This window comes from Lapidilactobacillus luobeiensis, assembly GCF_024345205.1.
Taxonomy (GTDB): domain Bacteria; phylum Bacillota; class Bacilli; order Lactobacillales; family Lactobacillaceae; genus Lapidilactobacillus; species Lapidilactobacillus luobeiensis.
In genome coordinates this window covers 19,868-31,285 of record NZ_BROC01000033.1, presented here as the reverse complement: position 1 = coordinate 31,285, position 11,418 = coordinate 19,868, and the positions used below count along the sequence as shown (strand labels likewise).

Genomic DNA, 11,418 nt, shown 5'->3' with positions numbered 1-11,418 from the left:
TTGGTAACTCAATTAGAGGGCTGCGGTCTTCTTTTGTCAACTTTATCTTTAAATAATTTATTCTTTGACATTGACCTTCCGAGTAAAACTTTACACTAAGGCCCGGCACCCACTGTTACAAATCACCGGCAACCTCTAATGAAGCAAAAGGTTCACCGGCTGCTAAATCCATCCATTCGATCCAATGCCGCGCGAACCCCGCAGGAAAACGAATAAATGATCCTTTTATAAAAATCGGACCCCCTTCTAAATTTGTGATATTTTTCTAACGATGTCGTTCTGACAAAAACGCTTAGGGACCACAGAAGCCGGAGAAAACCAACGAAAACGTTTACCGCCGGCTGTTTTAGTGCTAAGCTAATTGTGAGTAAGCTAATTAATTAGATAAATTTGGAATCAGCTATTAGTGGTAAGCATCTTTACTATTAGTGATCACCAGAACTGTTGCTACATTCAACCGAAACTGATACCGAAATACAAGTATGATTTGAACGGGCTCGGTAGTCGGTACGGCCAATGCGGCAGATCAGGTCTTCAAAAAGCAGCACCGCAATGACCGTTGACCATTGCGGTGTTGTCGCAATTTCTCCCAGATGCGCTCATGTCTCTTGGTTGAGCGAATAACACCCGACTTTCTTAGAGCCAATTTGACTTGGCCCTTTTTTAAATAATGATCGATCACAGATCAGAGCAGGAGCAATGCGTAATGATGATTGAATTGACCGGGCTTTCGAAACAATACAAGCGACAAGTGGTGCTAGCCCAAGCCAATGCCAGTTTCACCGAACCTCAGAAGATCTATGCTTTGATCGGACCCAGCGGTAGTGGTAAGAGCACGCTGTTCAATATTCTTTTCGCCTTGATAACGATTATCAAGGCCACTATCAACTACTGGGGCACAATGCGGCCGAACTGACCAAGAAGCAGTGGGCGATCATTCGCGAACAAGAAATGCGGATGGTCTTCCAAGATTACAAACTGCTGGAGAACTTAACGGTTTACGACAATTTACATTTGTCTGGTGATTATTCGGACCAACAGATCGAAACCGTGCTCGCTACCATGAAGTTGACCCAATTCAAGACGGCGATCGTCGCTGACTTAAGTGGTGGTCAGAAACAACGACTGGCCATCGCCCGCGCGGTGATCGCGAAACCGAAGATCCTCTTGCTGGACGAACCCACCGGTAACCTTGACCAAGAGAATATCAAAATGACGATGACCTACTTGGATCAATTACGCCAACAAGGGATCATGATCCTGATCATTACCCATGATCCGCAGGTGGCGGAGTTCGCCGACGTGGTCTATCAATTACAAGACCAGCAATTGGTTTTGACGAAGGGCAGTCGACCAGAAGAGGCGCCAGATGACGCTTCAAGGGACATCATATCAGCGACACCAACGACGATCCCTCCGGCCGCCAAGAAACATCTGTTCAGCTATACCTGGACGAATCTCCGCCACACCAAGCGGCGTTTATTTTTCTTAGCGATCCCGATCATTATTATTATTTCTGCCTTTATTCTAAGCTTTACGGCTTTTCGCGCCAGCTCGACCTTATCCTTTAAGAATTCATTCGGCGGGATCAGTGAGCGGGCAATAACACTGGATACGCAAGATCTGAATCGAAAGACCCGTGCCCGTTATCGTAAAGAAGGCATTGTTAGTTCCTTCGATGGCAAGCGGATCGGGTTTTCCCAGGCCGACCTTACCGTGGCGCGTAAGCTGACTGGGGTGGCAAGTGTGACGCCCTTCAATCCAGGTGGGGTCAACTTATATGATTTTCATCGGAACACACTCAAATTGACCTATTTAGCAGCAGAATTCGACCCGTTGATCCAACGTTATCAACAGCTGAATAATAAGCTTGATGAGATCACCTTTGAATTCAACATGTTGTCCACGCCTCAAAGCGTCATTCGCGACTTCAATGAAGCCAACATTGACCTCGTCGCGGGGAACTATCCCCACGATCGCAGTGACGAGATCTTGATTCCCGACGTCCTTGTCTTGCAGAAGTACCACACCACGGATCTGCGCCAAGTTTTGCGGAAGTCCATGACCCTAAATGTTCGGAAAGATCGCCAAACTAAGAAGCACAACTACCGGATCGCCGGTGTCTACAATACCGACTATGCCCATGGTTTGAGCGCTAAGTACCCAATTTATGTGAGTTATGCCGCCGAAGATGAAAGGACCGCCTATCTCGATCAGGAGAACTACCAATATTATCGTGATCTCCTGACTGAGGATGAAGCTACCGCCGCGGTCAGCCAGAACCTCATTGCAAGTTACACGCAATACGAGCAGGCCATCGGTACCGGCTATCAAGGAATGTTGATCGTGGCTGATCACGACACCGACGTCCCGCGGTTGACGAAACAATTACAAATGAAGTACCCCGCTTACAAGATCACTTCTCAGGAAGATCTCCGCCATGGTGAGCTAGGCGTCATCTATCGGCAGTTGATTTGGATCCTGATCGGTGGTTCTGTGGCGATTGCTTTGATTGCCGGTGTCTTGATTTGTTTCTTGAATAAGAGTTATATCAACGGCCGCAGTCGTGAATTGGCGATTTTGTACAGCCTCGGTTATCAGCGCAAAGATATCTTCCAAGTGATCGCGTTGGAGAACGGGCTTTTGTTTGGCGCTTACTTCCTCATTTCGTGCGGTATCTGCGCCTTACTCAATCGGTTTTTGCTAAGCAAATTAAGTAGTGCCCGCTTGTTCATCTACCTGTTCGCTCCCGAAAATATTGGGGCGCTGTTCCTCTTAGTCGTGATGATGTTGTTGATCTCGATCTTGTGGGGGATCAGTGGGGTCAAGCAGAAGAACCTGAAGTATTATTTGAATCACTGATCAAGTATTTAAGCAACTGAAGGCTAAAATAATCATTTGTTCAGAAAGGTTTGGCGATCAATGAATAAGAAAAAGCGCTCAGGCAAGTATCGGAGTCTCAAGATTTTCCTAACCTTCATAGGCGTCATCGCGTTGCTGGTTGTGGGCGGCTTCTTGCTGTTGCGCTATCGGGAAAGCACCCAGAAAGTGATCGCCCTAGATAAACTTGACCAGATCGAGCTTGTTCAGAAAGGGGATCATTTGTGGCTTAAGGGTAACGCTGATATCGGCAAGCATCGGCGGATCTTCGTCGTGGATGGAACCCAATCTGGTAATGACGCCTATATTTATGTCATGGAAGTTTTCAGTTTCAAACAGGAAAGCCAAGTCGATCGTGATATTACCAATAGCATCGGTCGAGAATTAGGGACAAACACGCCAATCAAGAATTATTACCTTGTCAGCGGGACGAGAATTTGTGGTCAGGGCGCGACGAGACAGGAGAACTATACCGACGCCACCAAATATGATCAGCGCCGGAGCTTACCGATCCAATCAGAATGACCGCCAATCAAAGAGCAGGATCCTGCAGAAAGTTACCTCTGAGGATCCTGCTCTTTTTGTAACATACTTGCTGACGCTTCTGGGCAGAATTGAATTTAGCCTTGCGCGGTTAGCCAACGTCACCAGCTTGGTAACCTAAATAGGCATTGGCTGTTGGCTCAGGAGCATCGCCAAAACTTACCAAGCAAAGCGAAATGAACCGCAATAAAAAAATAACCGTTCAGCCTCAGGGCAGGGACGGTTATCATTTATAAAAATCTCAGCCAGCGTGGTTAAGACGGATCTGGGCAATTTTTTGAGCCACACGCAGAACGCCGCCACGAAATAGCGCCATTTACTCTGTTGGGACATTCTTTATATCCGCTACTTCTTCCTCTCGTATCTTAAGTTCTTGAATGCTTTCGTCATGAATATTCGTGATCCTCCCGTAATTCTTGCTGTCGAGGATCAAATAGTAAGTCGCCCCCTGCTTAAGGATGTAATCATCAGCCTTACCATCTTCAGAAATCTCCCCAGTGCCTTTGAGCAGTTCGGAATCGGCATAATAAGGCACCACGATGATCGCCGTCGCCAGATACATCAACGCCACCGTGAATAAAAGCGTCAGGGCGCGCGTATTTTTGCTTGGATGCTCCTCAAGCAGGAAATTGATCCGTTTCGATAAGGTGTGACTTTCAACGATCGAGAAAGCTGAGGACAACGCTGGTTGGATCACCGAATGCCGTTGCTGGTTGGCCACGTGCTGATTTAAACGGCGCGAAATATCAACCAAACTTTCCGCGTATTGAAAATCTTTCTCGCTGTTAGCGAAGAAGCGCTGCACTTGGCTATCCACGTGGATCTCAAGCACCAGCAACAATTGTTTCTGAAACCAGTGAATCGGCGGAAACCACCAATAGACACAGCTGATCAGGCCCATCAGGAACTTGACCCAAGCATCCTTGTTCTTGATATGACGCCATTCATGGTACTGAATAAAGGTTAGATCCGGTGAATCTTTCAAGGATTCTGGGATCACGATCACCGGATGAAGCAAGCCCATTGTGAATGGTGAAAGCTCGATATCAATGTAGTACATCTTGACTGGGCGAGCAGATGTCCCTGCTGGATGATATTGTTCTGGGGTCACAAGACTTAATAGTCGCCGCATCTTCCGCATGACCAGCGACTGCTTCACTGACCAATAGATCAGATAGCTTGCCGCGCTAACGATCCACAAGACCAATAAGAGTTGGATGATCGTCAAATGAATCCCACCGATCAGTGGGACGGGCTGACGCAACCAGCGATAAATCACCGGCAGCATCTTGGTGGAGAAAAGAGTGCGCGTACTCCGGAACTCTACGGGAAACAGGATCCTCAGCACCAAAACCACGCAAAAGGCCAATAAGAAATCGATCCGGAAACTCTTGAAAAGAAAAGAATTATTGAGGATCAGATCAAAGATGACGACCAAAATAAAAACGGTCAGCAATGAGATCAGCAAAGAGAATAACGAGAATTGCATCTGAACACCTCTTAAGCCTTATTTTGACGCTTTTCCTTGATATATTTCTCAAGGGCATCCAGTTCGTCATCGTTACTGTCACTAATGAAGTGCGAAACCACTTTGAGCATGTCCTTTCTGGTTACCAACGACTCTAAATATTTTTCCTTGGTCAGCACAGGCGCAAACTGTCTGGCCAAGACAGTACCACTGTAACCAACACCTGTGGCCTCGACGAACTCGTTCGCCAATAACTTCTTAAGCACGGTCAAGACGGTATTCTGACTTAAATTTGGATCAGCCTCAGCGATCTCTTTCGCAGATAACGCTGCTGGACTGGCCCACAAAATTTGTAAAACCTGAAGTTCACGTTTAGTAAATGTATATTTTTCCAAAAAAAAGACCTCCAAAAATAAGCGCCAACTGCCGCCACAACGCTTTAACCTTAATTCCTGTCCGAGTTAGTCTGACACCGATCCTTTTAATCAACGGGCCAAAACAAAATAATTGCACACGATCTTCGCTTTCCGGTCATGTTTGATTCTTTATAAGACAATATTAAACTAAATCGATCAAAAAAACAATTATCAAAAAACGGTTTTGATTTTTGATCTGATCCAAGTGCATAAGTCGACCAAAATAAGCGACTGTCCATGGTTGGCCTTTATCCTGGAATTTCAGAAGAAAATACAGAACGACTCTGAACTAAGTCAGTTGCCGAGTTTTATCGAGATGATTCAATTAAAAAAAATCCAGACAATTAATTGTGGTTGTGATAAGGTTATTTTGAAATCGATTTCAAGCTCATTTTAGCGCAACGATTTTCTTGTAAACAATATTAAGTCAGTTACGTTTGCAGTGGCCAGCAGATGGTAGCTGAATCAGCCTAGTTATGTCAATAAGAAATCAGAACAACGAGTGAAATACACCGGCTTCCTACTTAGATCATGTTCACGTCGAGGACACCAAGCTAAAAACTCGTTTGATTCACCGGCTCACTAACGAATCACTAAGAAAAGGAAGGGGAATAATTAATGGTTACCCAACAAAGGCGTTATCGTTGGATCGATTTATTGTTAAATATAACGATAATCCTACTCGCGATCATCTTGATTACTTTCACAGGCATCCTTATCTACATCATCTGGCAAATTTTTAATAGCGGTGATCTCAGCTCCCTCAATTTATTGATCAATTATCCCAATCTACCGCTGACTAATCCTACCCACCTAGTTCACCGACAAGTGCTCCAAACTGTTTTCGCACTCGCGATTTTCTTGCGTGTACTCTGCGTTCTTATCTACCTGATCATTGCCCTGCGCTTCAAGAAAGTGCTACGATTCTTCATTCAAAATGAAAGATTCGATTTAGCACTGATCCAGCGCATTTGGTCTCCGCAGGTTTGGGCCCTGATCCTAACGATCGGCTTCATGATTCCCGACCTCTTATTAGGCTCGATCACGATCGACGCCAGTATTTTCGGGCCAGTACTCCTGTTGATCACCACTTATCTGATTCGGGACCAACTACGCTCAAAACCGGATTAGCCCCAGACCCGAAAATAGTGCCGAGAAATAAAATAATTAAATGACCGTTACTTTGATCATGAGGATCAAACAAAAATAATGACAAACTGACTAGGGAGACAGCTGATGAACTCAAAAGAATCTGAAACCGGAACCAAAGATCTGCTTATTCTTCTTGTGCTGGCTGTCGGCTGGGTCGTTGGTGAAGTGTTCGATTTGCCACCACGCTTTACCATCTTGATACTCGCCATCTGCGTCATGATCACGCTACTAAATTACCTTAAACAACGGAAAAGTAGCTACCGAACCAAAAAATGACCAGTATCGGATCCAAATAACCGGTGGATCAGCACTTGCCGATCTGCCTCCGCTAGATCAACAACAACCACACGACGATCGAAATAAGCAGACAAACCTGGGCAAGCCACCTGATCCAAAAGGAGCTTACCCCGATTTTGTTCACCGCAAAATAAGTAAAATAAACACGCCTACTGCTGACTGACCAAACGCTGATCAGTGCCAATAGGCGTATTTTATGAGTCTAAAATTTATTTGTGTCTGCGCATAAGTAAGACCGTATAGAGCAACTCGTGGTCAACTTCACTTCATTGAAGCTAGCAACCCGATGACCTAAAACCTCAATATAGCGCCAACCACCAACAGCCCTAAGGTAATTTGACGGTTTTCCGCGGGACGACGACCACGTAACGCTCCGGATCGACCCCTTCGGAATAAGTCTCGACATAAGGACTATCTGCTAAAAGCGTGTGGATCTGCTTGCGTTCAAATGATGGCATCGGATCCAAATAGACCGCCTGATGATCCGCGATCACGTTGCGCGCGGTCCGCTTGGCGACGGAAGCCAAAACTCGTTCCCGCCGCTCCCGATAGTCACCAACATTGAGCACGATTGCTTGATGGGTACGGCCACGATGATTAAAGAAAGTTTGGCTGATGTATTGAAGTGAATTGATCGAACGACCATGCTTGCCGATCAACAACCCCTCCTTAGCCGTATCTAAGTGAAAAATGATTTGGCGCTCATCACCTTGACGATCGATCCGAACCAATGAAGGCGCGCCTAAACGCTTGGTCAAGTCCGTCAAATATAAAGCCAGCTCCTTGACTGCTTGCTCATCATTGCGATCTTCCGCTTCCCGTGATGTGGGGTGGGCAGCTGGCGTCTGTTCAATGACAGCCGCTTTTGGCGCCGCCGCTGCTCTTGGCTTGACTGGCCGCGTTGCCGTAGCTGTTGCGGCGCCACTTGTTGGCGCATTCACGACCTTTTGCTGCCGTTGCGGGTCATTTTGCGCATCGGTGCGAATATTTTGCCGCATTTCTTTTTCGATTTTTTTCTGGGCAGCTTGCCGCCTCGCGACGGTCTCCGCCGAGATCTCGACTTCGACTAACGCGCTTTTACGCCCAAAACCCAAAAAGCCTTTCGCTTCTTTGCGGCGGATCGTGATCGTTGCTTCTGATTCTTCTAGGCCCAAGGCAGTCAAACCTTTTTGGACTGCCACGGCCACTGTGACTCCTTCATACTGTGCCATAATGTTGAGCGACCCCTTTCTCGATTAGCGGCGCCGCGCTCGTTTCCAGGCGCGCCGTAAAGCCTTCTCTTTCTCCTTGGCTTCCGCTTCCTTGGCCTCCCGTTCCCGTTTCGCTTGGAATGGGTTTTGTAAGATCAAAGTTTGGACCACTTGGAACGCGTTGGAAACGACCCAGTAAAGCGACATCGCCGAAGCGATATTCAAGGCGGGGATCATGATCATCAATGGCATCACATACATCATGATCTTGCCTGTTGAGCCACTTTGCGGCATGGACAAGTTACTGATGTAAGTACTCAAAAAGGTAAACAGCCCAGCTAAGATCGCCATGATATAGTAAGGGTCTTTTTCCCCTAATTGCATCCAGAGAAAAGTCCCTTGCTTCAAGGCTTCCGTCCGCCAGATCGCTTGGTATAAAGCGTACATGAACGGCATTTGGATCAGCATCGGCAAACAGCCCATCATCGGATTGACGCCGGCCTCGGACATCAATTTCTGGGTCTCAGTCCGCAATTTTTGCTGTGTTTCCACGTCTTTTCCAGAATATTTCTTTTGCAATGCCTGTAATTCTGGTTGGATCTCCTGTTGCTTCTTCATGTTCTTAGTGCTGAAATGGTTCAGCGGCAACAAGACGATCCGCACGATGATCGTAAAGACCACGATGGCCCAGCCGTAGCTATTGCCTAAGATCGAGGCGATCTTCAAAATAAACCAAGAGAAGGGGTACAAAACATAATGGTCCCAGAATCCGGCGCTACTCTTGGTGATCGGCTCATTCAAATTAGAACAGCCCGTCAAAACCAAAACCAAACTCAAAATTGCGACCAGTAAAATGATTTTCTTTAACTGCGATCGTTTCTTCACTAATTTTCCCTCACGAATCGAATTATTCTGCTTGTGTTTCAAGCAACAACTGACTTAATTTTAGCACATGGACGAGATTAGTTTTAGTCTCTTTCATATCTAAATTTTTCGCATTGGCGCGCGCGATCACTAAAAAGTCCACATCCGCTGGTAATTGATCGGATAATTCCAATAAACTTTGACGAATATAGCGTTTGATCCGATTGCGACAAACCGCGGTGTGACCGACTTTCTTGCCCACAGAAATACCGACGCGGTAATGTGTCTGCCCCGGTTTCTTCATTTGATAGACGACAAAATTGCGGTTAGCCTTAGAGTGGCCAGCCGCAAAAACTTGTTGAAATTCTTTTTCCCGTTTGATCCGATACCGTTTCTGCATAACGCCGTTCCCATCTTTGTCTCACGAAATAAACTAATAAAAAAAACCACTGAAACTCAGTGGCCTTAAGCAGATAAAACTTTTCTACCTTTACTACGACGTCTTGCTAATACTCTACGGCCGTTTTTCGTGCTCATGCGTTTCATGAAACCGTGAACGCGTTGACGATGACGTTTTTTAGGTTGATATGTCCGTTTTGTTGTCATGTGTGTGGCACCTCCCAAATATAAGTGGATACACCATGAAGATCGTTTCGAAATAATTCTGATATGTTCTTCAAGCGCAATTACTTTATCCATACTATCATACAGTTACGGAAAAATAAACAGATTTCTCGGGTTTTTTTCAGTTTTAGTCAAGTTGTTTCTCTATTAAAAGCTTACCCGCGAAAAAAAGCAAGTTGCTCCTGCTGAAATTTTTTTCCAAAACACGCCGAAACCAACTACTTTTTTTATCCACAGGTCAAACCGATCCTTGGGGTTTTCCCTGTGGATACTCAAAAAATATTTTACGGTTTTCCCCAAAAATTGTGGATAATCCTAGTTATCGACAGGTCTGTGCGTTTTTCTTTCCACAAGGCGATTTTCTGGGGATAATTTTCGTAAACCATAGTAGTTCGCGCTGCGTTTATCCACAACAAGGTGTGGATAACTCTCGACCGTCTGATTTTCTCGGTTATTGTCCACAAGCCTGTGGATAATAAATCTGCATCCTGTGGACTTTTTATTGGTCTAGCTAAAAACCTGTGGAAAACTTTTTTGGTAAATGCTAAAATTGAGTTACGATTCATTTTTAAGATGGAGAAAGAGGCGGCTAAATTCATGAATAGTGAGCAATTACTATGGAATCAATTGAGCGCCGAGTTTAAGAAAAACTTTGAATCTGTCAGCTATGACACTTGGATCTCGCAAGTCAAACCGGTCAAGATGTCGGGCAACACCTTGGTCTTGGAACTGCCCTCGCCATTTCATCGCGATTATTGGCAACGGCAACTGGTCGGCAAAGCCACCACGTTATTGCAAGAGATTAGCGGACAGCCACTGAATTTAAAGCTCGTCGTTCCCAACGAAAGTATCGATGACACTGACATCGCCAAGAAAGTTCAAAATACTGACACGGTCATGCCTGTCTATGGTCACGATACCCATTTAAATGAGAAATACACCTTTGATAATTTTGTCATCGGCGCCGGCAATTATTTGGCCCAGGCCGCAGCGTTATCAGCGGCGGAAGAACCTGGGGAAGTTTATAATCCGCTGAACCTGTACGGTGGCGTAGGTTTGGGTAAGACTCACCTGATGCAGGCGATCGGCCATGAGGTCCTGCGGCGTAATCCTGACGCCAAGGTCAAATACGTGACCAGCGAAGAATTCGCCAACGATTTCATTAATTCGATCCAAACGCGACGCCAAGAAGAATTTCGCCGCGAGTATCGCTCAGTTGATCTTCTTCTAGTCGATGACATCCAGTTTTTTGCGGAGAAAGAAGCCACGCAGGAAGAATTCTTCCATACTTTCAACAAGTTATATGAAAATAAAAAGCAGATCGTTCTGACTTCGGATCGGATCCCTAGTGAGATCCCCAAGCTAGAAGATCGGCTGGTTTCCCGCTTCCGTTCTGGCCTATCAGCAGACATCACCCCGCCCGATCTGGAAACCCGGATCGCGATCTTGCGCAATAAGGCTTTAGCCGAGGGACTAGAGATCGACGATCAAACACTCAGTTACATCGCGGGCCAGATCGACACCAATATTCGTGAATTGGAAGGCGCCCTTGTGCGCGTGCAGGCTTACTGCACCATCAACAAAATCGATATTGATCTGGAGAATGCCATGGCCGCGCTCCAAGGGCTCCAAGAAATCTCGGCAGAACGCGGTTTGTCGATCAGCAAGATCCAAGAGACCGTTGCCCAGTATTTTCGCTTACAAGTCGTCGATCTCACTGGCAAAAAACGCACCAAAAATATCGTCGAACCCCGCCAGATCGCCATGTATCTCGCCCGCGAACTGACCGATAATTCCCTCCCCAAGATCGGTAAAGAATTCGGCGGCAAAGACCACACCACCGTGATCCACGCCCACGAAAAAATCGAAACCAACCTAAAACGCGACTCCGATCTCAGAAAACAAGTCAGCGACCTCCAAAAACTACTACAAGGCTAGAGTGCGGAGCCGACCTGGTCAGCTCCTGAGCATTAACCTAGCAATT

11 protein-coding genes and 1 pseudogene are annotated in these 11,418 nt (G+C 46.1%); 6 read left to right on the top strand and 6 right to left on the bottom strand.

Features of this window, described 5'->3' with window-relative positions; all coding sequences use genetic code 11:
* Positions 1-670: 670 nt before the first annotated feature.
* The 3 genes and pseudogenes from OCU21_RS11310 to OCU21_RS10030 all read left to right on the top strand — a co-directional run.
* Positions 671-1,125 (top strand): annotated as a pseudogene (locus tag OCU21_RS11310) (ATP-binding cassette domain-containing protein); the annotation flags it as partial.
* 87 nt (positions 1,126-1,212) lie between these two features.
* The gene (locus OCU21_RS10035) at positions 1,213-2,862 is read left to right on the top strand and encodes an FtsX-like permease family protein (protein WP_373875486.1); all 1,650 of its coding nucleotides are present in this window, start codon (positions 1,213-1,215) and stop codon (positions 2,860-2,862) included.
* A 60-nt stretch (positions 2,863-2,922) separates the two neighbouring features.
* Positions 2,923-3,405 (top strand): hypothetical protein, encoded by a 483-nt coding sequence (locus OCU21_RS10030; RefSeq protein ID WP_261807271.1) that lies wholly within the window; start codon positions 2,923-2,925, stop codon positions 3,403-3,405.
* A 334-nt stretch (positions 3,406-3,739) separates the two neighbouring features.
* On the opposite strand, the gene OCU21_RS10025 is transcribed toward OCU21_RS10030, so the two are convergent.
* Both OCU21_RS10025 and OCU21_RS10020 read right to left on the bottom strand, forming a co-directional pair.
* Positions 3,740-4,912: a M56 family metallopeptidase gene (locus tag OCU21_RS10025; RefSeq protein WP_261807270.1), complete on the bottom strand. Its 1,173-nt coding sequence runs from the start codon at positions 4,910-4,912 to the stop codon at positions 3,740-3,742.
* An 11-nt stretch (positions 4,913-4,923) separates the two neighbouring features.
* The gene (locus OCU21_RS10020; protein WP_261807269.1) at positions 4,924-5,286 is read right to left on the bottom strand and encodes a BlaI/MecI/CopY family transcriptional regulator; all 363 of its coding nucleotides are present in this window, start codon (positions 5,284-5,286) and stop codon (positions 4,924-4,926) included.
* Between the two features lie 639 nt (positions 5,287-5,925).
* Between OCU21_RS10020 and OCU21_RS10015 the strand changes: the two genes are divergently transcribed.
* Both OCU21_RS10015 and OCU21_RS10010 read left to right on the top strand, forming a co-directional pair.
* Positions 5,926-6,438 (top strand): hypothetical protein, encoded by a 513-nt coding sequence (locus OCU21_RS10015; RefSeq protein WP_261807268.1) that lies wholly within the window; start codon positions 5,926-5,928, stop codon positions 6,436-6,438.
* 105 nt (positions 6,439-6,543) lie between these two features.
* A complete protein-coding gene (locus OCU21_RS10010; RefSeq protein WP_261807267.1) occupies positions 6,544-6,735 on the top strand; it encodes a hypothetical protein in 192 nt (63 codons plus the stop codon).
* 347 nt (positions 6,736-7,082) lie between these two features.
* Here the strand turns inward: OCU21_RS10010 and jag are convergent, their stop codons facing one another.
* The 4 genes from jag to rpmH all read right to left on the bottom strand — a co-directional run bounded on the left by jag (position 7,083) and on the right by rpmH (position 9,416).
* Positions 7,083-7,967, bottom strand: a complete 885-nt coding sequence (jag, locus tag OCU21_RS10005; RefSeq protein WP_261807266.1) for an RNA-binding cell elongation regulator Jag/EloR — start codon at positions 7,965-7,967, stop codon at positions 7,083-7,085.
* 24 nt (positions 7,968-7,991) lie between these two features.
* Positions 7,992-8,831, bottom strand: a complete 840-nt coding sequence (gene yidC / locus OCU21_RS10000) for a membrane protein insertase YidC (protein WP_261807265.1) — start codon at positions 8,829-8,831, stop codon at positions 7,992-7,994.
* A 22-nt stretch (positions 8,832-8,853) separates the two neighbouring features.
* A complete protein-coding gene (gene rnpA / locus OCU21_RS09995; RefSeq protein ID WP_261807264.1) occupies positions 8,854-9,210 on the bottom strand; it encodes a ribonuclease P protein component in 357 nt (118 codons plus the stop codon).
* A gap of 65 nt (positions 9,211-9,275) precedes the next feature.
* The gene (gene rpmH / locus OCU21_RS09990) at positions 9,276-9,416 is read right to left on the bottom strand and encodes a 50S ribosomal protein L34 (RefSeq protein WP_083479007.1); all 141 of its coding nucleotides are present in this window, start codon (positions 9,414-9,416) and stop codon (positions 9,276-9,278) included.
* A 615-nt stretch (positions 9,417-10,031) separates the two neighbouring features.
* Between rpmH and dnaA the strand changes: the two genes are divergently transcribed.
* On the top strand, positions 10,032-11,372 hold the full coding sequence (dnaA, locus tag OCU21_RS09985) for a chromosomal replication initiator protein DnaA (protein WP_261807263.1): 1,341 nt from the start codon (positions 10,032-10,034) through the stop codon (positions 11,370-11,372).
* The last annotated feature ends 46 nt before the right edge of the window (positions 11,373-11,418 follow it).